The organism is Afipia sp. GW822-FHT04G07, assembly GCF_058800765.1.
This window is the reverse complement of the sequence record NZ_JBXAMP010000001.1, coordinates 285,902-307,548: the sequence shown is the minus strand read 5'-3', so window position 1 is coordinate 307,548 and position 21,647 is coordinate 285,902. Positions and strand designations below refer to the sequence as shown.

The 21,647-nt window shown below is 60.0% G+C and carries 21 protein-coding genes and 1 tRNA gene; 7 read left to right on the top strand and 15 right to left on the bottom strand.

The window, feature by feature from the left end; translation table 11 throughout:
• Positions 1–55: 55 nt before the first annotated feature.
• Complete coding sequence (locus AC1RKJ_RS01505) at positions 56–190, bottom strand: hypothetical protein (protein WP_492789144.1); 135 nt, start codon at positions 188–190, stop codon at positions 56–58.
• On the opposite strand from AC1RKJ_RS01505, the gene AC1RKJ_RS01500 reads away from it, so the two are divergent.
• Positions 180–2,840, top strand: a complete 2,661-nt coding sequence (locus tag AC1RKJ_RS01500; RefSeq protein ID WP_492789143.1) for a glycosyltransferase — start codon at positions 180–182, stop codon at positions 2,838–2,840. The two genes, AC1RKJ_RS01505 and AC1RKJ_RS01500, sit on opposite strands and share 11 nt — an antisense overlap.
• A gap of 43 nt (positions 2,841–2,883) precedes the next feature.
• On the opposite strand, the gene AC1RKJ_RS01495 is transcribed toward AC1RKJ_RS01500, so the two are convergent.
• Together AC1RKJ_RS01495 and AC1RKJ_RS01490 are read right to left on the bottom strand one after the other, a co-directional pair.
• Positions 2,884–3,249, bottom strand: coding sequence for a hypothetical protein (locus tag AC1RKJ_RS01495; RefSeq protein ID WP_492789142.1), 366 nt, complete (start codon positions 3,247–3,249; stop codon positions 2,884–2,886).
• Between the two features lie 28 nt (positions 3,250–3,277).
• Positions 3,278–3,353 (bottom strand) — tRNA-Lys (locus tag AC1RKJ_RS01490).
• Positions 3,354–3,578: 225 nt separating this feature from the next.
• Here AC1RKJ_RS01490 and AC1RKJ_RS01485 point away from each other — a divergent pair.
• Positions 3,579–3,830: a hypothetical protein gene (locus AC1RKJ_RS01485; RefSeq protein WP_492789141.1), complete on the top strand. Its 252-nt coding sequence runs from the start codon at positions 3,579–3,581 to the stop codon at positions 3,828–3,830.
• Between the two features lie 50 nt (positions 3,831–3,880).
• Here the strand turns inward: AC1RKJ_RS01485 and AC1RKJ_RS01480 are convergent, their stop codons facing one another.
• On the bottom strand, positions 3,881–4,171 hold the full coding sequence (locus AC1RKJ_RS01480; protein WP_492789140.1) for a hypothetical protein: 291 nt from the start codon (positions 4,169–4,171) through the stop codon (positions 3,881–3,883).
• On the opposite strand from AC1RKJ_RS01480, the gene AC1RKJ_RS01475 reads away from it, so the two are divergent.
• Positions 4,170–5,099, top strand: a complete 930-nt coding sequence (locus AC1RKJ_RS01475) for a glycine/sarcosine/betaine reductase selenoprotein B family protein (protein ID WP_492789139.1) — start codon at positions 4,170–4,172, stop codon at positions 5,097–5,099. The genes AC1RKJ_RS01480 and AC1RKJ_RS01475 overlap by 2 nt on opposite strands.
• A 4-nt stretch (positions 5,100–5,103) precedes the next feature.
• On the opposite strand, the gene AC1RKJ_RS01470 is transcribed toward AC1RKJ_RS01475, so the two are convergent.
• Both AC1RKJ_RS01470 and cysK read right to left on the bottom strand, forming a co-directional pair.
• On the bottom strand, positions 5,104–5,349 hold the full coding sequence (locus tag AC1RKJ_RS01470) for a BrnA antitoxin family protein (protein WP_492789138.1): 246 nt from the start codon (positions 5,347–5,349) through the stop codon (positions 5,104–5,106).
• 1 nt (position 5,350) lies between these two features.
• Positions 5,351–6,334 (bottom strand): cysteine synthase A, encoded by a 984-nt coding sequence (cysK, locus tag AC1RKJ_RS01465; RefSeq protein ID WP_492789137.1) that lies wholly within the window; start codon positions 6,332–6,334, stop codon positions 5,351–5,353.
• A 224-nt stretch (positions 6,335–6,558) separates the two neighbouring features.
• Between cysK and AC1RKJ_RS01460 the strand changes: the two genes are divergently transcribed.
• Entirely contained in the window at positions 6,559–6,771 is a 213-nt protein-coding gene (locus AC1RKJ_RS01460) for a hypothetical protein (protein ID WP_492789136.1), read from the top strand.
• Positions 6,772–6,781: 10 nt separating this feature from the next.
• On the opposite strand, the gene tgt is transcribed toward AC1RKJ_RS01460, so the two are convergent.
• The 6 genes from tgt to AC1RKJ_RS01430 all read right to left on the bottom strand — a co-directional run bounded on the left by tgt (position 6,782) and on the right by AC1RKJ_RS01430 (position 11,009).
• Entirely contained in the window at positions 6,782–7,915 is a 1,134-nt protein-coding gene (tgt, locus tag AC1RKJ_RS01455; RefSeq protein ID WP_492789135.1) for a tRNA guanosine(34) transglycosylase Tgt, read from the bottom strand.
• A 9-nt stretch (positions 7,916–7,924) separates the two neighbouring features.
• Positions 7,925–9,001, bottom strand: coding sequence for a tRNA preQ1(34) S-adenosylmethionine ribosyltransferase-isomerase QueA (gene queA / locus AC1RKJ_RS01450; RefSeq protein WP_492789134.1), 1,077 nt, complete (start codon positions 8,999–9,001; stop codon positions 7,925–7,927).
• 67 nt (positions 9,002–9,068) lie between these two features.
• Positions 9,069–9,533, bottom strand: a complete 465-nt coding sequence (locus tag AC1RKJ_RS01445; protein WP_492789133.1) for a peptidylprolyl isomerase — start codon at positions 9,531–9,533, stop codon at positions 9,069–9,071.
• Positions 9,534–9,600: 67 nt separating this feature from the next.
• Positions 9,601–10,143, bottom strand: a complete 543-nt coding sequence (locus tag AC1RKJ_RS01440; protein ID WP_492789132.1) for a peptidylprolyl isomerase — start codon at positions 10,141–10,143, stop codon at positions 9,601–9,603.
• A 27-nt stretch (positions 10,144–10,170) separates the two neighbouring features.
• Positions 10,171–10,668, bottom strand: a complete 498-nt coding sequence (coaD, locus tag AC1RKJ_RS01435; protein WP_492789131.1) for a pantetheine-phosphate adenylyltransferase — start codon at positions 10,666–10,668, stop codon at positions 10,171–10,173.
• 116 nt (positions 10,669–10,784) lie between these two features.
• Positions 10,785–11,009: a hypothetical protein gene (locus tag AC1RKJ_RS01430; RefSeq protein ID WP_492789130.1), complete on the bottom strand. Its 225-nt coding sequence runs from the start codon at positions 11,007–11,009 to the stop codon at positions 10,785–10,787.
• 223 nt (positions 11,010–11,232) lie between these two features.
• Between AC1RKJ_RS01430 and AC1RKJ_RS01425 the strand changes: the two genes are divergently transcribed.
• Positions 11,233–13,140, top strand: coding sequence for a potassium transporter Kup (locus tag AC1RKJ_RS01425; protein WP_492789129.1), 1,908 nt, complete (start codon positions 11,233–11,235; stop codon positions 13,138–13,140).
• 35 nt (positions 13,141–13,175) lie between these two features.
• Here AC1RKJ_RS01425 and gyrA read toward each other — a convergent pair whose 3' ends face one another.
• The 3 genes from gyrA to AC1RKJ_RS01410 all read right to left on the bottom strand — a co-directional run bounded on the left by gyrA (position 13,176) and on the right by AC1RKJ_RS01410 (position 17,121).
• Positions 13,176–15,893, bottom strand: a complete 2,718-nt coding sequence (gene gyrA, locus AC1RKJ_RS01420) for a DNA gyrase subunit A (protein WP_492789128.1) — start codon at positions 15,891–15,893, stop codon at positions 13,176–13,178.
• Positions 15,894–16,073: 180 nt separating this feature from the next.
• A complete protein-coding gene (locus tag AC1RKJ_RS01415; protein WP_492789127.1) occupies positions 16,074–16,478 on the bottom strand; it encodes a DUF2306 domain-containing protein in 405 nt (134 codons plus the stop codon).
• Positions 16,479–16,629: 151 nt separating this feature from the next.
• Positions 16,630–17,121 carry a single-stranded DNA-binding protein gene (locus AC1RKJ_RS01410; RefSeq protein WP_492789126.1) on the bottom strand — a complete coding sequence of 164 codons (492 nt, stop codon included), beginning with the start codon at positions 17,119–17,121 and terminating at the stop codon, positions 16,630–16,632.
• A gap of 494 nt (positions 17,122–17,615) precedes the next feature.
• Between AC1RKJ_RS01410 and AC1RKJ_RS01405 the strand changes: the two genes are divergently transcribed.
• Together AC1RKJ_RS01405 and uvrA are read left to right on the top strand one after the other, a co-directional pair.
• The gene (locus AC1RKJ_RS01405; RefSeq protein WP_492789125.1) at positions 17,616–18,338 is read left to right on the top strand and encodes an outer membrane protein; all 723 of its coding nucleotides are present in this window, start codon (positions 17,616–17,618) and stop codon (positions 18,336–18,338) included.
• Positions 18,339–18,616: 278 nt separating this feature from the next.
• On the top strand, positions 18,617–21,601 hold the full coding sequence (uvrA, locus tag AC1RKJ_RS01400) for an excinuclease ABC subunit UvrA (protein ID WP_492789124.1): 2,985 nt from the start codon (positions 18,617–18,619) through the stop codon (positions 21,599–21,601).
• The last annotated feature ends 46 nt before the right edge of the window (positions 21,602–21,647 follow it).

The window sequence follows — 21,647 nt, the reverse complement described above, 5'->3', positions numbered from 1 at the left end:
AAATACCGCGCGCGGAACGAATCGGCTTAATTTCCATCGGATTGCGGCAGCGCCCTCAAAAGGCCATGTCGCCATATGAGTTGTTAAGCTGCACGGCATAGATAAGCTGCCTCTGACGCTGCCGAACCGAGGGGACAGGTTCGCGATCCTCCACGTTCGGCCCCGTATGGTTTTCCTTGATGCGCGCCATCGTTGCTGTCCTGTTGTGCGTTACTGCGGCTCACGCCGCCCTCTGGGGGGTGTTGCGGGATGAGCAGAAAGCCCCCGACTTCAACGGAATGCTGCCGAGCGTGTCCTATGCTCCGTTCGAGGGAACCGGGCATCCCGACGTCGACAATATTCCCAGCGCCGAGAAAATTCGGGCGGACCTGAAAAAACTGGTTCCGCTCACCAAGGCCATCCGTCTGTATTCCTCGACGGGCGGCGTTGAACTCGTCCCGGCGATTGCCGCAGAATTCGGCCTCAAGGTCACGGTGGGCGCCTGGATCGACAAGAACGTCGAGCGAAACGAACGTGAAATCGCCGCCGCTCTCGATCTTGCCAAGCACAATCCCAATGTCATCGGGATCGTTGTCGGAAACGAAACCATCTACCGCGGCGAGCAAAAGGTCGAAGACCTCATCGAGCTGATCCAGCGCGTCAAGAAACAAACCACCATTCCTGTGACGACCGGCGAGATCTGGAACATCTGGCGCGACAATCCGCAACTGGCGTCATCCGTCGATTTCATCGCCGCGCACATCCTGCCGTACTGGGAAAATTTCACCGACAAGCAGGCCGTCGATCAGGCGATGTACATCTACCAGCTTCTGCGCGACGGCTTTCCGGGCAAGCGGGTGGTGATTGCCGAATTCGGCTGGCCGAGCGCCGGGTACAATCTAAAGAACGCGTTCCCCGGCCCGTTCGAGCAGGCTGCCGTGTTGCGTAATTTCGTGACCCGCGCTGAAGCTGTGGGAATGGATTACAATATCGTCGAAGCGATCGACCAGCCTTGGAAGTTTTTTGAAGGTGGCGTAGGCCCTTACTGGGGTATTCTTAATGCTTCCCGCGAACCGAAATTCGCGTGGAGCGGGCCTATCGTGGACCACGACTATTGGAAGGTCGCCGGCATCGCCCTGCTGGTCGGCGTTCTGCTGTCGCTCCCTATCTTTCGTCTCGCCAGCCCCACCGTCATGCAATCGATCGTCCTCGCCACTGCCGCGAGTGGTGTCGGCGCGTGGTTCGCAACCGTCTTCGCTTACTGGAACACGCATTACTTCGTCTTCGGATCCGCATTCGCGCTGACGTTGGGCCTGATCCTGCTCGTGCCGCTTGTTCTGATCGCGATGGCCCGGATCGAGGAAATCGCAACCATCGCATTTGGCCGCAAGCCGTCGCGCCTTATCAACGCCGCGGTCACGCCCGTCGCGAGCGGCTTCCATCCCAAGGTCTCGATCCACGTGCCCGCGTATTTCGAGCCGCCGGAGATGCTGAAGCAGACGCTCGATGCGGTGTCGCGGCTGGACTACCCGAATTTCGAATGCGTCGTGATCATCAACAATACGCCGGACCCGACCTTCTGGCAGCCAATCCAGGATCATTGCCGCGCACTGGGCGAGCGCTTCATTTTCATCAACGCCGAGAAGGTCGAAGGCTTCAAGGCCGGCGCTCTCAAGATCGCCATGGCGCGGACCGCCGCCGACGCGGAAATCATCGGCATCATCGATGCCGATTACGTGGTCACGCCAGACTGGCTGAAGGACCTTGTTCCCGTCTTCGCCGACCCTCATGTGGGTCTCGTGCAGGCGCCGCAGGACCATCGTGACGGCGATCGCTCGCTGATGCACTACGCCATGAACGGCGAGTACGCCGGATTCTTCGACATTGGCATGGTGCAGCGGAACGAGGTCAATGCCATCATCGTCCACGGCACGATGTGTCTCATTCGCCGCGCGGCGATGGACATGGCGGGCGGCTGGGCCGGCGACACGATCTGCGAAGACACCGATCTCGGCCTCGCCGTGATCGAGCACGGCTGGCAGACACACTACACAAACAAGCGCTATGGCTACGGCCTGCTGCCGGACACCTACGAAGCCTTCAAGAAGCAGCGCCATCGCTGGGCTTATGGCGGCTTCCAGATCGTCAAGAAGCACTGGCGCCGGTTCCTGCCCAACGCCAGCCGGCTTTCACCGGATCAGAAGCGCGAGTTCGCGCTCGGCTGGCTGAACTGGCTAGGCGCGGAAAGCCTCGGCGTAGTTGTTGCGATTCTGAATCTGATCTGGGTGCCGATCGTCTCGTTCGCCGACATCGCGATTCCGGACAAGATTCTCACCCTGCCGATCATCGCGGCGTTCGTGGTGTCGCTCGCGCATTTCCTCACGCTTTATCGGCTTCGTGTGCCGGTGAAGGTCGGCCAGATGCTAGGCGCGATGGTCGCCGCCATGTCGGTGCAGTGGACCGTGTCGCGGGCCGTCGCCAACGGCCTGATCACCGATCATCTTCCGTTCGCGCGCACATCCAAGGGCGGTCTCTCGCTCATGTCGGTGGAATTCCAGGCGTTCTGGGAAGCCGTGATCGGTACCCTCCTCATCATCGGCGCAATCGTGCTGGTCGCGTTCAATGCGAAGGAAGTCCGGGAGATCAATATCTTCGCGGGCGTGCTGGTGTTGCAGAGTCTGCCCTTCCTGTCCGCCGTGGCCATCGCAATCCTCGAGAACTCACGGATCAATGCGTTCACCTTCTGGAGTTCGTCCACGGTGCGCGCGGCCGAACTGATCGGGCTTCGCCGCGAAACGACACCGACGAACATGACGGTTCAACAACCGGTCACGTCGGATGTCCGTTCGGATATCAACTGATTGTTTTCCGGATTTCCGGGAACATCCACGATCGACGATGTGGCTAGTCGAACGAGATTTTTGCAATCATCGCCTCAAGCCGCGTTCGCTCTTCCGGCTTGCAGACATCCGCTCGCATACGCGCCTGTCCAGTTGCTGAAAACCGTCCGAACGTCTGCTGACGAGCGGTGGCGATCCTGGCGCGGACATCCCTCTGCTGGGCGGGGCTTAACCGCAACGATTTCGCGCCGTCCTGAATCAGCCGGTCGATCCTGGCCGCGAAATTCCATTCGCACAGGTCCCCCAGCGCCAATACCTCGCCTATGGCTGACGAGGCTATTTCGATAGCAGCGTCGGTATCGTCATCGGCGCGAGCCGTTTGAAGGCCGATCACGCTAGCCATCAGCAAGGCGATGAGCGCAAGGCGCATGAATGCTGTCCGCCGATGGCTTGGATTGTGGTGATCGGGATGGGATTCGAACCCATGACCCCATGATTAAAAGTCACGTGCTCTACCGACTGAGCTACCCGATCACATGCCGGGCTGTGTAAGTGGCGGGTGGATGTGGGTCAAGTGCAGCCCCGAGCCTTTGCTTGGGTTGTGGAATTCCCTTGGGGACGGTGGGAAACGCTGTCCGAACCTGCGCCGGAACCCTGCCCGTTTGCAACCGAGGCGACACGAGCCGCCAGCTATCCGCAGGCGCTCATTGACGCTGGAACAAATAGAGAACATGATGCACGCATCACGGGATAATCCAGATGCCTGATATCTCCTACTATGTTGCTCTTGCCTTTTGCGCCGACGACGAAGGGTCTGTCGTGGCCGGTGCTGCGGAAGAATTTCAGAGCGCCTCCACCGCGATTCGACGTGCGGATACGCTTTCACGAGCGCCCGGGATCGTCGGTGCTGTGGCTTTCACACGCTCGGGCGATCCGATGACGGGCGACTTCAAGGATGCGACGCTTTTGAAAGCCTTCGGCAGTGTGCCTGCCGACCTGTCCGCTCTCTGATCTTCTGGCTCCGCGGTTTCGCATCCTCTGACTGGGCCGTTGGCCGCGTATCAGCGCCTGCGGTCTTCCAGCTCCTTGAGTTCTTCTTCGCTAAGATCGTTTCGAGGAATGGCGAAGTCGCCGCTATCGGGATCGACCCTGAACGGCGCGTCCTTGGTCGGGTCAGCGGCAGGCTTTTTCCGCTTACCGCCATCCGCAGCCTTGTCTTTCTTCCTGGGTCCCGTCATCGGGTTGGTTTCCTTGCCCGCGATGCCGGAATGGCCGACATCATTCCCTTGAATATGGCTGACGTTAAGCGCATCTGCTACGTCTAGTTCGCCAGTTTTCGGGGAATGCGCCATGACGGATTTGCCAGCGTCTTCACAGGATGCCGCCCGTGATTTTGACGTGCCTGTTCCGTACATGCAGCGGACGCGCGACTATTACCTCGCCATCGGATACGACACGCCCTATCGCTGGGCGCATCACATCGCCGCTCCTTTTCAACCCCTGACAAAACCGCTCGCGTCATCGCGTGTGGCGATCATCACCACTGCCGCGCGCTTCGACCCATCGAAGGGCGATCAGGGACCGGGCGCCTTGTATAACGGCAGCGCGAAATTCTATCAGGTCTATGCTGGTGATACATCGCAGGAGCATGACCTTCGCATATCCCACATCGCCTACGACCGTGTGCATACGTCCGCGACCGATATGAACACATGGTTTCCGTTGGCCCAATTGCGTCGCCTTGCCGCCCAGGGCCGTATCGGATCGGTCGCGCCACATTTCTTCGGCGCGCCGACCAACCGCAGCCACCGCGCGACGATCGACATCGATGCGCCCGATATTCTCGCACGCTGCAAGGCCGACGACGTCGATGTTGCTGTCCTGGTGCCGAATTGCCCGGTTTGTCATCAGACCATCGCGCTGACGGCGCGGCATCTCGAAGCCAATGGCATTGCGACGGTGGTGATGGGTTGCGCCAAGGACATCGTCGAGCACGCGGCCGTGCCGCGATTTCTGTTCAGCGATTTTCCATTGGGCAATTCCGCCGGAAAACCGCAAGACGTCTCGTCGCAGGCTCTAACACTTGAACTGGCATTGAAGGTGCTGGAAAACGCGCCAGGTCCACAAACCACGGTTCAGTCGCCGCTGCGCTGGAGCGCGGACGCTTCATGGAAACTCGATTACAACAACATCGAACGCATGTCGCCCGAGGATCTGGCGCGCCGCCGGCGTGACTTCGATGCCCAGAAGGAAGCCGCGCGCGTCAATCGCGTGGCTTAAATCCTCAATCGTCTTTTCCAGCCGCCTTGCGAAGCGCGGCATTGATCCGGTCCTGCCATCCCGGGCCATCCTCCTGGAAATGCTCCAGCACATCCTGATCGATCCGCAACGAGACGAGTTCTTTCACACCTGGAATCGCCGCCTGCTTCGGAATTGCCTCCGGCGCTTTGGTCGTAACGGTTTTGAATGCGGCCTCGGCTTCCGATTTGGCGTCGCTCAGTGTGCGCGGTCGTCTTGGAGGTGATGCCATATCAAATTCCTTCGAACAGCGCCGTCGAGAGATAGCGCTCGGAGAATGACGGCACGATCGCAAGAATGGTCTTGCCCGCATTCTCCGGCCGCTTGCCGAGTTCGAGCGCGGCGGCGATGGCTGCTCCCGATGAGATGCCGCCGGGAATGCCCTCGTTGCGCGCAAGTGCGCGGGACATCGCGATGGCAGTTGCGCTGTCGACCTTGACGATCTCATCAATCACGCTGCGATCAAGAACGTCCGGCACGAAACCCGCGCCGATGCCCTGAATCTTGTGCGGCGAATGCTGGCCGCCCGATAGGACCGGGCTCTCCACCGGCTCGACGGCAACAATGCGCAACGATGGCTTTCGCGGCTTCAGGATTTGGCCCACGCCGGTGATCGTGCCGCCGGTGCCGACGCCGGCCACGAACACGTCGATGTTACCGTTGGTGTCGTTCCAGATTTCCTCGGCCGTCGTGCGTCGATGAACTTCAGGATTGGCGAGGTTCTTGAACTGTTGCGGCATCACGGAATTCGGTGTGTTGCGGATCAGTTCTTCCGCCGTGGCAATCGCGCCCTTCATGCCCTGAGCGGCTGGCGTCAGGACGATTTCGGCGCCGAGGAACGCCAGCATCTTGCGACGCTCGATCGACATCGATTCGGGCATCACCAGTTTCAGCCGATAGCCGCGCGACGCCGCGACAAAAGCCAGCGCGATGCCGGTATTGCCGGACGTCGGCTCGATCAACACGGTATCGGCATTGATGATGCCGGCTTTCTCCATGGCAATGACCATTGCCGCGCCGATACGGTCCTTCACGCTGGCCGCCGGATTGAAATACTCAAGTTTAGCGAGAATTGTCGCCTTTACTCCGTTTTGCTCCGGCAGACGGCGCAGCTTGACAGTAGGCGTGTCGCCGAATGCATCGACGATGCTGTCGTAGATTTGTCCGCGCCCGGGGCGGTGGGTTTGTGAAGCGCCAGGATTTGCTTTGGTGTCCATGCCGGGTTCTCCAGATCAATCAGTGCATTGTGAGAGAAAGTTGCGCAGAGCGAAAGACTTCCACCATTAAGAGTGCGGCGGCGACGCGCGCAAGAGGCAATCACATCCGCGTATGCGCTGCATCGCAAAATGGTATTTCGCAAAAGGAACGCATTTGTGTTGCGACATCTTCAAACTCCCGAGCCTATACTCGACACAGGCTTAAACTCGTAAGGGAGGTCACGATGCCAGCGCTTGCTGAGATCCTGTCGACCAAACCGTCACGACTGCCTTCGCGCACGGCAGACCGGCCCATCTGCTCGGTTTGCGCGGACTCGATGATAGCCGCGGAAGCATCCGCGTTTCTCTCCGACGAGGTGATCAGCTATCTGTGGACCTGCGACAACTGCGGGTATGGCTTCGTCACGAAGCACTCCACAAGGATCGTCTGCAGCTAAACCTGAAGGCTCAACGCAGCGGAATATCTCCCGCCGCCCATTCCGCGCGCGTCAATGCACGAAAATCGTCGAAGGACCCCGCCGCGATTGCAGCGCGCGCGCCCTGCATCAGGCTCTGATAGTACGCGATATTGATCTCCGACAGCAGCATCGCGCCGAGCGCTTCGTCGGACCTGATCAGATGATGCAAATAGGCGCGAGAATAGCTATTCGTCGATCGCCAGTTGCTCTCCTCGTCCAGCGGGCGCGGATCGTCGGCGTGACGGGCATTGCGCAAATTCACTACACCGCCTCGCGTGAAGGCATGGCCGTGGCGGCCGTTGCGTGTCGGCAGCACACAATCGAACATGTCGATCCCGCGCGAGATCGCCTCCAGCATGTCGTCCGGCGTGCCTACGCCCATCAGGTAACGCGGGCGCTCCTGCGGCAGCAACGGCGCGACCTCTTCGATCATCGCGAGCATAACAGCCTGCGGCTCGCCCACGGCAAGACCTCCGACGGCATAGCCGTGGAAACCGATATCGATCAGGGCACTGGTGCTTTCCCGGCGCAGTTCGGGGATATCGCCGCCCTGCGCGATGCCGAACAGCATGTATCCCGCAGGTGCGGTTTCGAAAGCGCGCTTGCTGCGTTCGGCCCACCGTATCGATAACTGCATGGCGCGCTCGATATCCGCGCGCTCCGCCGGCAGCCGCACACATTCATCAAGCTGCATGGCGATGTCCGAACCCAGCAGGCGCTGCACCTCGATGGCGCGTTCGGGAGACAACTCCACTTTGCTGCCGTCGATATGCGAACTGAAGGTCACAGCGTGCTCGGTCACCTTGCGCAGCTTCGCAAGCGACATGACCTGAAAGCCGCCGGAATCGGTCAACATCGGACCGTTCCATGTGGTGAATTTCTGCAATCCGCCGAGTTTGGCGATCCGCTCCGCGCCCGGCCGCAGCATGAGGTGATAGGTGTTGCCGAGCACGATGTCCGCACCCGTGTCGCGGATATCGCGCCAGTGGATGCCTTTCATCGCGCCTGCCGTGCCGACAGGCATGAAGGCAGGTGTGCGCACCACGCCATGCGGCGTCGTGAGTTCGCCGGTCCGCGCCTCGCCGTCACGGCCGAGCAGCTTGAAGTGATTGGGAAGGCTCATTGGACCAACTCAGGCCGGCTTGCGAAACAACAGAGACGCATCGCCGTACGAATAAAACCGATAGCCGGTTGCGATGGCGTGAGCGTAGGCCCGCTGCATGGTCTCCAGTCCGCTGAAGGCCGAGACCAGCATGAACAGCGTCGAGCGCGGCAGATGGAAATTCGTCATGAGGATATCGACGGCTTTGAACCTGTAACCGGGGGTAATGAAAATAGCGGTTTCGCCCCCGAACGGCTGGATCGTGCCGTTGTCGGCAGCCGCACTTTCCAGCAGGCGCAAGGACGTCGTCCCGACAGCGACCACCCGGCCCCCTTTGACCCGTGCGGCGTTCAAAGCCTCGGCCGTTTCGGAGGAGACGGTGCCCCACTCCGCGTGCATCTTGTGAGCGGACGTATCGTCGGTCTTGACCGGAAGGAACGTGCCCGCGCCCACATGAAGCGTGACACGGTGCAAACCGATGCCACGTTCTTCTAGAGCGGCTTCGAGTGCCGGCGTGAAATGCAGTCCCGCGGTTGGCGCTGCGACCGCGCCTTCGCTGACAGCGAACATGGTCTGATAGTCGGCAGCGTCGCGTTCGTCCGGTGTCCGCCGCGAGGCGATATAGGGCGGCAGTGGCGGTGCGCCGACATCGGCGATGGCCTGATCCAGAATCGGGCCGTGGAACGAAAACGCCAGCGTGACTTCGCCGTTCTCGCCCTTGTGTTCGACCTGCGCGTCCAGATTTCCAAGCAGGCAGACGCGACCCTCGTTGCCGAAGCGCACGCCATCGCCTTCGGAGAGTTTCTTCGCCGGCTTCACCAGCGCCTGCCAGCGCGATCCGTCGATGCGCTTGATCAGCGTGGCCTCGATCTTCGGCTCCGTCTCGCGGCCAATCCGGCGGCCGGTCAACTGCGCGGGAATGACCTTGGTATCGTTGACCACAAGCTGATCACCCGCCTTGAGGTACTGCGGCAGATCGCGAACCGCGGCATCCGCGAGCGGCTGCTCCGGATGCACGACCAGCATACGTGCGGCATCGCGCGGGCTGACAGGCCGCAGCGCGATATTGTCTTCAGGCAGGTCGAAATCAAACAGATCAGTACGCATGATGCTCAAATGTCGATGGCCGGGACATGCCCGGCCATCCGTTCTCGAAGAGAGATTACAGCGCCGATCAGGCCGCGTCAGCAGCCATATGCGCCTTGACGATCTTGTCAGGATTCTGCACCGGCTCGCCGCGCTTGATCTTGTCGACGTTCTCCATGCCAGAGGTCACCTTGCCCCAGACCGTATACTGGCCGTTGAGGAACGCAGCGTCGTCAAAGCAAATGAAGAACTGGCTGTCGCCGGAATCCGGATTGGCAGCGCGCGCCATCGACGTCGTGCCGCGCACATGCGGCTCCTTGTTGAACTCGGCTTTCAGTTTCTTGCCCGAGCCGCCGGTGCCGGTGCCCTGCGGGCAGCCGGTCTGCGCCATGAAGCCTTCAATGACGCGATGAAACACGATGCCGTCATAAAATCCCTCGCGCACAAGTTCCTTGATGCGCGCAACATGGCCAGGCGCCAGGTCGGGTCGCATCTCGATGGTCACCGGGCCCTGCGTGGTTTCCAGAATCAGGGTGTTTTCATTGTCTGCCATGATATTTCCTTTGCGGATTGGGAAAGCCGCTTTGCCCCACACGGGCCGCGGATTGCCTGAGATTGAATTATTTGATGTCGGAGGCGACCTGCACCTTGACCATCTTGTCGGGATCCTGAACCGGCTCGCCGCGCTTGATCTTGTCCACGACGTCCATGCCGGACACGACTTCGCCGATCACGGTGTACTTGTTGTTCAGGAAGCTGCCGTCAGCGAACATGATGAAAAACTGCGAGTTGGCCGAGTTCGGCTCGCTCGAACGCGCCATGCCGACAACACCTCGCTTGAACGGAACGCTGGAGAATTCCGCCGGGAGGTTCGGATATTTCGATCCGCCGGTGCCGTTGAAGCGTTGGCCATCGCCGGTCTGGGCCATGAAGCCGTCGATCACGCGGTGGAACGGGACGTTGTTATAATAACCGTCGCGCGCCAGCTGCTTGAGACGTTCGGCGTGTTGCGGAGCAAGATCGGTGCGCAGCTTGACGATCACGCGACCCTTTGTGGTGTCGATGACAATGGCATTGGCCTTGTCGAGACCGGGCGGAAGCGCCTGAGAAAACGCTGGTGTTGCAAGGACGAATGCCGTGAGAACGGCGAGGATGCGGATCATGACGACTCCGGATTGCTGGGACGCTGATTAGCCGGCAAATCTTGTCTTCAGGCGAGCGGCGACCGCCTTTGGCACGAAGTGCGAAACGTCGCCGCCCATCCCTGCGATCTGACGCACCAGTGTGGCGGTGATCGGGCGGACGGTGGCGGACGCGGGAAGGAAAACGGTGTGGACCTCCGGCATAAGCGTCTGGTTCATGCCAGCAATCTGCATTTCGTAGTCGAGATCAGTGCCGTCGCGCAGACCGCGGATCAGGATCGTGGCCCCCGCCCGCTGCGCGGCCGTCACGGTCAAATCGTCGAAGGTCACGCAGTCGATCTCGCACCCGGCTTTGGCTGCGATGGGCGCGAAGACCTCGCGGACCATTTGCAGCCGCTCCTCGGCGGGGAACAGAGGGGCCTTTCCAGGGTGGATGCCGATCGCCACGATCAGCCGGTCGACCAGGCTGCACGCCTGTCGCACCACATCCAGATGGCCATTGGTAACGGGGTCGAATGACCCAGGGTAAAGCGCAATACGGGACATGCCCTCCTCCTAACCCGGCCCGGCGACCGCCGCAAGCAGCGACGGTTCCGGTGGATGCGGCGGTTTCCCGCGTTAAAAATTTTAGGATCCCGTGAACCTTTACCTGCGGCCGCGCGTCATCCCCGCAAGCGGTCGTCAAGGCCAGCATCGCAGGGGACGCGGACCATGTTAAAGGCACTCTCGGCAGTGACAATCGCGGCATTCATTGCAGCCGCCGTGACGATTTTCCCGAGTTTTGCACCTTCCGTTGAGGCAAGCGCACCGTATGCGCTTGCGAAGGCTGACCGATTGCCGATCGCTTTCGTCGGCAGCACCTGCGCCGGACAGAACTGGCCCAACATCGAGGCGTCCTGCTTGCGCCGCACAAACTCAAAAGCCGTGATCCAGCCCGTACGGCGGGTGACAACAGACCGCGGCTAGCGGTTCAACGACTCCCCGGCACAATCGGCTGGCGCTCGCAGTCCGTTTGAATAATTCAGCGCACGGCATGGCAATTTTCCGCTCCCGGTAGCAGACTGTAGCAGGCGTCCGTTTTGGATGCTTGCGAAGCGACGGGGGTAGCAAGTGACTGCCGTGCATGGCGCAGCCTCAGTCCGAAGCCCCGGACTTCCCATTACCGCAACGGTCGGAGCCCTTGGTGTCGTCTATGGCGATATCGGGACCAGCCCGCTTTATGCCTTGAAGGAGGCCGCCAAGGCAGCAAGCCATGGCGGCGCCCTCACCAACGAAGCCATTCTCGGCGTGGTTTCGCTGATCCTCTGGGCACTGATTCTCATTATTTCGTTCAAATACGCCATGCTGATCATGCGGGCGGACAATCGCGGCGAAGGCGGGATCGTAGCACTTCTGGCGCTTCTTCACGCTCGCGATGCTCAACCTGGAACGTGGCGCGCGAAATTGCTTATCGTCGGACTAATCGGCGCTGCGCTGTTGTATGGCGACGGCGCCATCACGCCTGCGATCTCGGTCCTCAGTGCCGTTGAAGGATTGAAGGTCGATGCACCTTCGCTGGCGCCTGCCGTCGTTCCCATCACTGTGGTCATCCTGATCGGTCTTTTCCTGATGCAGCGTAAGGGCACCGGCTTCATCGGCGGAATATTCGGGCCTTTTATGCTGGTCTGGTTCATCGTTCTTGCGCTGTTGGGAATACATGGCATCGCGAAAAATCCCGATGTTCTCGTGGCCCTCAGCCCGACCTACGCAGTGACGTTTCTCACCAGCCAGAATTTCCACATCTCGTTTGCGATCCTGGGCGCAGCGTTCCTCGCAGTAACTGGCGGCGAGGCCATGTATGCGGATATGGGGCATTTCGGCCGCACACCGATCCAACTCGCATGGTTTACGATTGCGCTGCCAGCCCTTGTGCTGAACTACTTCGGGCAAGCGGGGTTGCTCCTGACCGATCGCGGGGCTCTTGAAAACCCGTTCTTCCAACTGGCCCCCGATTGGGTACACTACCCGCTCGTTGCTTTTGCGACCGTCGCTGCGGTGATTGCATCGCAGGCTATCATCACAGGTGTCTTCTCCCTCACGCAGCAGGCCATCCAGTTGGGATTCCTGCCTCGGATGCATATCCAGCACACGGCGAGTGACGAAAAGGGCCAGATCTATGTCCCATTGATCAATTGGCTGCTGGCCGCCGCAACGCTGGGAGCCGTTATCGGCTTCGGCACATCAGATGCACTCGCCGGGGCCTACGGCATCGCCGTGTCGCTGCTGATGGCCATTACAACGCTGCTGGCAGCGCTGGTCGCCATTCAGTGGGGGTATTCGCCGATCATTGTCATCGCCGTCAATGGCTTCTTCTTTGTGATCGATTGCATTTTCTTCGCGGCAAACTCGGCCAAGCTGTTTGAAGGCGGCTGGTTTCCGTTGCTGATCGCAGCCGTCATCGCATTCCTGATGCTGACATGGCGTAGCGGCGTGAAGCTCGTCGAAGCCGCGCGAGGCGCGCTACGCCAGCCGGAAGAAGACCTGATCGAAACCGCGATCAGCAAATGCCATACGCGGCTTCCGGGCACGGCCGTGTTTCTCGCCTCCGCGGCGAATGGAGTGCCGCTCGCGCTGACGCAGTTCGTCAAACACAACCACGTCTTGCATCAACGTGTCGTTCTCGTGACTGTCCTGATTGCGGAGGCCCCGCGCATCCCTAACGAAGACAGGGCCGAGGTAATTGAGGTCATCGAGGGCATCACGCGGGTAATCCTCCACTTCGGTTTTATGCAGTACCCGGTCATCCTGGATGGACTGCAGCTTGCCTGCGAACAGGGCAAACTTCCGGGCATCGATCTCAGTGACATCACCTATTACATCGGCCGCGAGACGATCATTCCGAGTGAGAAAATCGCGGGCATGTGGGTGTGGCGTGAAACCGTGTTCGCATTTCTTCAGCGGAATGCGGAACGCACGGCGGCGTTCTTCGGCGTGCCCACTAAACAGGTCGTCGAATTCGGAACTGAAATCGAAATCTAGGTCACGATCCCGGCCCGATAGGCCGGGACAAGGTTCTAGCCGCCGTTGCCGTTTTCCGCTTCATCGTCGGTGATGTGCTCGACGGAGACGACATGTTCCTCCTCGGCCGTATCGAACACGATCACGCCTTGGGTCGACCGGCCCGCAACGCGGATGTCCTCGACCGGGCAGCGAATAAGCTGCCCTGCGTCTGTCACCAGCATGATCTGGTCGCTGTCCTCGACCGGGAATGACGCCACCAGCTTGCCGTTGCGGTTGTTGACGGACATCGCGACGATGCCCTTTCCGCCGCGGCCGGTGGTGCGGTACTCGAACGACGAGCTGCGCTTGCCGTAGCCGTTCTCGCTGATCGTGAGCACGAACTGCTCGGAAGCCGACATCTCGACATAGCGCTGCTCACCCAGTTCGATCGCGCCCGTCGCCTCTTCCTGATCGGTGCCCGCCTCTTCCTCGACGCCACCACGCCGCACGGCGTTGGCACGGCGCAGATAAGCCGCGCGCTCGTCTGCATTGACATCCATATGTCGCAGGATCGTCAGCGAGATCAGCTTGTCGCCCTCGCCAAGCGCGATGCCGCGCACGCCCATCGAGGTGCGGCCCTGGAACACGCGCACATCGGTGACCGGGAACCGAATGCACTGCCCGCCCGCGGCAGTCAGCAGCACGTCATCATTCTCCGTGGCGATCTGCACATCGACGATGGCTTCACCTTCGTCGAGCTTCATGGCGATAATGCCCGAACGGCGTACATCGACGAAATCGGACAGCTTGTTACGCCGGACGTTGCCGCCGGTGGTGGCGAACATCACGTCAAGATTGGCCCACGACGACTCGTCCTCGGGCAGCGGCATAATGGTGGTGATGCGCTCGCCCTGCTCAAGCGGCAGGATATTGATGAGCGCCTTGCCGCGCGAATTCGGCGCAGCCATCGGCAGACGCCAGACCTTTTCCTTGTAGACCTGACCGCGTGACGAGAAGAAGAGCACCGGCGTATGGGTCGAAGCCACGAACAGGCGGCTGACGAAATCCTCGTCACGCGTCTGCATTCCCGACCGGCCCTTGCCGCCACGCTTCTGCGCACGATAAGTTGACAGCGGCACGCGCTTGACGTAGCCCGCGTGAGAGACGGTCACGACCATGTCCTCACGCTGGATCAGATCTTCGTCCTCGACCTCGCCTTCCTGATCGATAATGACGGTGCGGCGAGGTGTGGCGAATTCGGCCTTCACGGCGCCGAGTTCGTCCTTGATGATCGACTGAATCCGCGCACGCGAGCGCAGGATGTCGAGGTAATCCGCGATTTCCAGCGCGAGCTTGTCGAGTTCTTCGGAAATTTCCTCGCGGCCGAGCGCCGTCAGGCGCTGCAATCGCAGATCGAGGATCGCCTTGGCCTGCTCCAGCGAAAGCCTTGCGGTCCCGTCCTCGGCTAGGCGGTGGCGTGGATCGTCGATCAACGTGATCATCGTCGCTACGTCCTTGGCCGGCCACTCACGCGACATCAGGGTCTCGCGCGCGGTGTTCGGATCGGGAGATGTGCGAATGACGCGAATGACTTCGTCAATGTTCGCCACGGCGATGGCAAGGCCCACCAAAATATGAGCGCGATCGCGCGCCTTGTTGAGCAGGAATTTGGTACGCCGCGAAACCACGCTTTCACGGAACGCAATGAAGACCGTCAGCAGGTCTTTCAGGTTCATCACCAGCGGACGACCACCATCGAGCGCAACCATGTTGCAGCCGAAATTGGTTTGCAGCGGCGTGAATTTGTAAAGCTGATTCAGCACGACCTCAGGGACGGCATCACGCTTCAACTCGACGACCACGCGATACCCGTCGCGATCGGATTCGTCGCGCAGATCCGAAATGCCTTCGATCTTCTTCTCACGCACCAGTTCGGCGATGCGCTCGACCATGCTCGCCTTGTTCACCTGATAGGGAATTTCGGAGACGACGATCGCTTCGCGATCCTTGCGGATGGTCTCGATATTCACCTTGCCGCGCATCACGACAGAACCGCGGCCGAGATGGTACGCCGCGCGAATGCCCTGGCGGCCCAATATGATGCCGCCGGTCGGGAAATCTGGTCCGGGAACGATGTTGATAAGGTCGTCGATGCCGAGCGCCGGATCGTTGATCAGCGCAACACAGGCGTCGATCACCTCGCCGAGATTGTGCGGCGGGATGTTGGTCGCCATGCCGACCGCAATGCCGCCCGCTCCGTTGACCAGCAGGTTCGGAAATTTCGCCGGCAGAACCTTCGGCTCGCGTTCCGAACTGTCGTAGTTCGGCTGGTAATCGACAGTGTCCTTGTCGATGTCATCGAGCAGCGAATGCGCGACCTTCTCAAGGCGCGACTCGGTGTAACGCATCGCGGCGGCCATATCGCCGTCGACCGAACCGAAATTGCCTTGCCCGTCGATGAGCGGCACACGCATGGAAAAGTCCTGCGCCATGCGCACCATCGCGTCGTAGACCGACTGATCGCCGTGCGGGTGATATTTACCGATCACGTCGCCGACGGTGCGGGCCGACTTGCGATACGGCTTGTTCCACTCGAAGCCGTTCTCATACATCGCGTAGAGAATGCGCCGATGCACCGGCTTCAAACCATCGCGCGCATCCGGCAGCGCACGCGCCACGATCACGCTCATCGCGTAATCGAGGTAGGAGCGCTTCATCTCATCCGTGATCGAAACGGGACGGATATCGGTCGTCTCGGGGGGGCCGGACGGCGGATCTTCTTGGTCGGCCAACGTGCGAATCCTAGGTGCTAAATACTATTGTTATATAGGCGAAATCACTCGCCAAAGCCAACCGCTTTCGGACTCGAAAACAGAGCAAAAAATATTGTATTCTCAATAGCTTATTGTCCGCTCAAGAATCGATTTCGATTGCGTGTTTTCAGGGCGGAAAAGTAGGCCTCCGCGCAAGCGCTATGGGCCAAATGCGACCGCGTGCATGATGCGGCCGGGCACGAACGTGAACAATCCCGCGATCACCAGTCCGCCCGTGAAAATCGAAATCATCGTGATGCGATGCCCCCTCACGCGATGCCTGTGCGCGTACCAGACACCGAGCGGAAGCATGATCAGGCTGAAGATTGACAGCAGATGGATGGGGCTCCATGGCCCGCCCAGTTTAATCTGACGGCCATGTATCCAGAACGAGCTGACTGCAACAGTCACCATCAGCCCAACCCAGATCCAGCCCAATGTCCGGTGTGGCAGCGTGCCCTTCGTGGATGCAAACTGAATAATGCCGAGCCCAATCGCAGCTACCGCAGCGAAAGCGTGCAACTGGATGACCATGGGCGCATCGAGCAGCGGCGCCAGGCTCATCGACTGTCTCCGGGCAAAGTAACGCAGACTTGAAAATGAAATTCAACAGAAGGCGTCGTGCAGCCCTGCTGTCCTAACTTAAGAGGCATCGAAAACTGAGGACCGGTAAATCTCACCGGTCCTCGCGTTATCCAATCAAAGACGAACCGACTTAGAACGGAATATCGTCGTTCATGTCATCGTTGCGGCCGCCGCCGGCCGCCACGCGACGAGGCGGTGCCGAACGTGAAGGACCGGACGATCCGAAGTCGCCGCCGCCCTCTTCAGCTCCGAACGAACCGCCGCCGCCGCTCTTGCCGTCCAGCATCGTCAGCGTTGAATTGAAGTTCTGCAGAACGACTTCGGTCGAATAGCGATCCTTGCCGTCCTTGTCCTGCCACTTGCGCGTCTGCAACTGGCCTTCAAGATAAACCTTGGCACCCTTCTTCAGATACTGCTCGGCGATCTTGCAGAGACCTTCGCTGAAGATGACGACGCGATGCCACTCAGTCTTCTCTTTGCGCTCGCCGGTATTCTTGTCGCGCCACGTGTCCGACGTCGCGACGCTGAGATTCGCGATTGGACGGCCGTCCTGCGTTCGCTTGATTTCAGGGTCGGCGCCGAGATTTCCAACCAGAATGACTTTATTGACGCTTCCCGCCATTGCCGTTCTCCACTTTCGCGCACGCATACGGTGCGCCCGAATCTGCGAGGATTTATGTTCGCGGGACGGCGATCCCAATAAAGGGATGTGCCCGCTTCAAGGACGACCCTATACGCTCCCGCCCCTGCAACGATGCCGCCTCCACGGTTATCCACACACGGAAGCAATCTTTATTGCAGACACAATATGTACTCTTTTTGTTCCGGCGCAAGCGGAACTCAAAAGGGAACCCTTTGATAGACAAAAGAATGTTGGTCAGCGGTTCCTGAAAAGTGACGAAAACGTGATCGAATCATGGAACTCTCAGGACGAATAACCCAACTGATTCCTTGTCTTAGGCTGGCTGCACTTCGCTTTCGAGTGTTGCATTTCGGAGACGGCTTTTTCAGCAGGACCGAGTATATTCCGACCACGAAATCGAGAATCCCACTGCGTACGCGCCTTGGATAACTGCTTCGATAAATCGAAGCGGATTTAAAACTGGAGAAGATGAGATGAAGAAGTTCTTGCTCGGCACCGTGGCCTTCATTGCCCTCGGTACTGCATCGGCGGTCGCTGCTGACCTGCCAGCTCGCACCTACACCAAGGCACCCGTTTACGCCGCGCCTGTTTACAACTGGTCGGGCATCTACGTCGGTGCGCACATCGGCGCCGCCTTCGGTGGCGACGACGCCTTCGCGACCAGCATCGTTGGCCTCACCGGCTCGAGCCGCGACGCTGCGTTCCTCGGCGGCGGTCAGATCGGTGCTGACTACCAGTTCGCTCCGAACTGGCTGATCGGTATCGAAGGCCAGATCAGCGCGCTGTCGAACAACGACCGCACGTTCTCGAACGGTGCCAACACCCTGCGCGATCGTTCGGATTGGCTCGCTTCGGTCACCGGCCGCCTCGGCTACACCTGGGGTCCGGGCCTGATCTACGCCAAGGGCGGTGTTGCATTCCGTGACGACAACGGCCTTGCTGCAACCGCTGGCTTCCTGCCGGGCGTGACCAACCGCGAATCGACCGGCTACACCGTCGGTGGTGGTCTGGAATACATGTTCGCCCCCGCTTGGTCGGCGAAGATCGAATACCAGTACTACAACTTCGCAGACACCACGTTCGTGTCGGCTGGCGTCGCTCCTGGCACGCTCACCTACAAGGACGACCTCCACACTGTGAAGGTTGGCGTGAACTATCACTTCAACTGGGGTGGCCCGGTCGTCGCGAAGTACTGATCTTCGCAGACCTGACTAACTCTGCCTGAATTTTTCAGGACGACAGAAGGCCGGCTCTCTGAGCCGGCCTTTTTGTTTGGCTGTTCGGGGCATTTGGCGCCCGATTTTCCGCCGACACAGCAAATCGTTGATGACTTGCGAACAGGACTGGAAATCCCACCCCGTTCTTCCTATGTTCCGGACACAGAAATCTGACGACAACAGGCAACCGGCAAGCGCCGCCTCGCGTTTCCGGAGACAACGTCGCTTTTGCGCACAACGGGCTATCGGAACTCCCAATGGACGAAGTCATCAAGGCGGCTCGCAAATCGACTGCTGGATCGAGCATGCGGGCCATTACGATTCGCGGCGCGCGCGAACACAATCTGAAGAACGTCGATCTTGAAATTCCGCGCGACAAGCTCGTGGTTTTCACTGGCCTGTCCGGCTCCGGAAAATCCTCCCTCGCCTTCGATACGATCTACGCCGAGGGCCAGCGCCGCTACGTTGAATCGCTGTCGGCATATGCCCGCCAGTTTCTGGAAATGATGCAGAAACCTGACGTCGATCAGATCGACGGTCTATCGCCGGCTATTTCCATCGAGCAGAAGACAACATCCAAGAATCCTCGCTCCACGGTCGGAACTGTCACCGAAATATACGACTACATGCGCCTGCTGTGGGCACGTGTCGGCATTCCCTATTCGCCGGCAACAGGACTTCCCATCGAAAGCCAGATCGTCTCCCAGATGGTCGACCGGGTTCTGGCTCTGCCGGAAGGCACGCGCCTTTATCTGCTGGCGCCGGTCGTGCGTGGCCGCAAGGGCGAGTACAGGAAAGAACTGGCGGAATATCTCAAGAAAGGGTTCCAGCGGGTCAAGATCGACGGGACGTTTTACGAGTTGGCCGAAGCGCCGACGCTGGACAAAAAATTCCCTCATGACATCGATGTGGTGGTCGACCGCATCGTCGTGCGCCCGGACATGGCGCAGCGGCTCGCCGAATCGTTCGAAACCGCGTTGAAGCTCGCCGAGGGCCTCGCGGTCGTTGAGTTTGCGGACGCGCCTGGCGGAAGCACACCAGTCCCCGACAAAAAGGCGGACAAGAAAACCGCGAAAATTCACGACAAAAGCGGCCCGGAGCGGATCCTGTTCTCCGAGAAATTCGCGTGTCCCGTGTCCGGCTTCACGATTCCAGAGATCGAACCGCGGCTGTTCTCATTCAACAACCCTTACGGCGCCTGCCCGAAATGTGGCGGCCTCGGGGTCGAACAGCATATCGATGCCGAACTGGTGATTCCCGACAAGGACGCAACGCTACGCAAGGGCGCGATTGCGCCGTGGGCGAAGTCGTCATCACCTTATTATATCCAGACGCTGACGGCGCTCGGCAAGTTCTACAAATTCACGCTCGACACCAAGTGGAAGGATTTGCCTAAGAAAACGCAAAACGCGATCCTCTTTGGCTCCGGTGACGACGAGATCAAGTTCTCTTATGAGGACGGCGTGCGCTCTTACGACACCAAGAAGCCGTTCGAGGGTGTTGTCACCAACATCGAGCGCCGCTTTCGTGAGACGGAAAGCGAGTGGGCGCGCGAGGAACTCGGCAAGTATTTCAGCGATGTTCCCTGCGAGGCCTGTCACGGCCATCGGCTGAAGCCGGAAGCGCTGTGCGTCAAGATCGGCGGCAAGCACATCGGCGAGATTTCGGAACTCTCCGTGCTGCGTGCCGGGGAATGGTTCGAGACCGTTCCGAAACAACTGAACAAGCAACAGAACGAGATCGCCGCGCGGATTTTGAAGGAGATTCGCGAACGGTTGTCGTTCCTGCTCGACGTCGGCCTGAATTATCTGACGCTGGCACGCGCGTCCGGAACACTCTCTGGCGGCGAAAGCCAGCGTATCCGCCTGGCATCGCAGATCGGTTCCGGTCTGACCGGCGTGTTGTATGTGCTTGACGAGCCCTCCATCGGCTTGCACCAGCGCGACAACGCACGTCTCCTCGATACGCTGCGGCGGCTGCGCGACCTCGGCAACACGGTCATCGTGGTTGAGCACGATGAAGACGCCATCGAGACCGCCGACTACGTCGTGGACGTTGGTCCCGGCGCCGGCGTGCATGGCGGCAACATCGTCGCCCAAGGCACGCCGCAGCAGGTGATGGACAATCCGAAGTCGATCACCGGAAAATATCTCACCGGAGAGATGTTCGTTCCTATCCCGGAGCGGCGGCCGCCCAATCATCGCCGTACCATCAAGGTGATCAACGCGCGCGGCAACAACCTCAAGAACGTGTCGGCAGAGATTCCGCTTGGACTATTCACCTGCGTCACCGGCGTATCCGGCGGCGGAAAATCCACGCTGCTGATCGATACGCTCTACAAGGCGATCGCGCGCAAGCTCAACAATGCGTCGGAAGGCCCTGCCCCGCACGATCGCATCGAAGGGCTTGAGCATATCGACAAGATCATCGACATCGATCAATCGCCGATCGGGCGCACGCCGCGCTCCAATCCCGCGACCTATACCGGCGCGTTCACACCGATCCGCGAATGGTTCGCCGGCCTGCCGGAATCCAAGGCGCGCGGTTACGAGCCCGGGCGCTTCTCATTCAACGTGAAGGGCGGTCGCTGCGAGGCGTGCCAGGGCGACGGCCTGATCAAGATCGAGATGCATTTCCTGCCGGACGTGTACGTGACTTGCGATACTTGCAAAGGCAAGCGCTACAACCGCGAAACGTTGGACGTGCTGTTCAAGAGCAAATCCATCGCCGACGTGCTCGACATGACGGTCGATGAAGCTGCCGATTTCTTCAAGGCCGTGCCGCGCGTGCGGGAAACGTTCAAGACGTTGCAGCGCGTCGGCCTGGGCTACATCCATGTCGGTCAGCAGGCGACAACGCTGTCAGGCGGCGAAGCCCAGCGCGTCAAGCTCGCCAAGGAACTCAGCAAGCGCGCGACCGGCCGCACGCTCTATATTCTCGACGAGCCGACCACGGGCCTGCATTTCCATGACGTCGCCAAGTTGCTTGAGGTGCTTCACGAACTCGTCGCACAAGGCAACACTGTGGTCGTGATCGAGCATAACCTCGAGGTCATCAAGACGGCCGATTGGGTAATCGATCTTGGACCCGAAGGCGGCGACGGCGGCGGCGAAATCGTCGCATGGGGTCCGCCGGAAGACATCGTCAAGGCGCCCCGCAGCTATACCGGAAAGTTCCTGGCACCGGTCCTCAAAAAGGGCCGCGCCGGAAAAATCCGTGATGCGGAGGAAGCGGCGGAGTGAGACGGCCGGTGTGAGACGGCAAATGCACTAACGAATGACCGCGAAA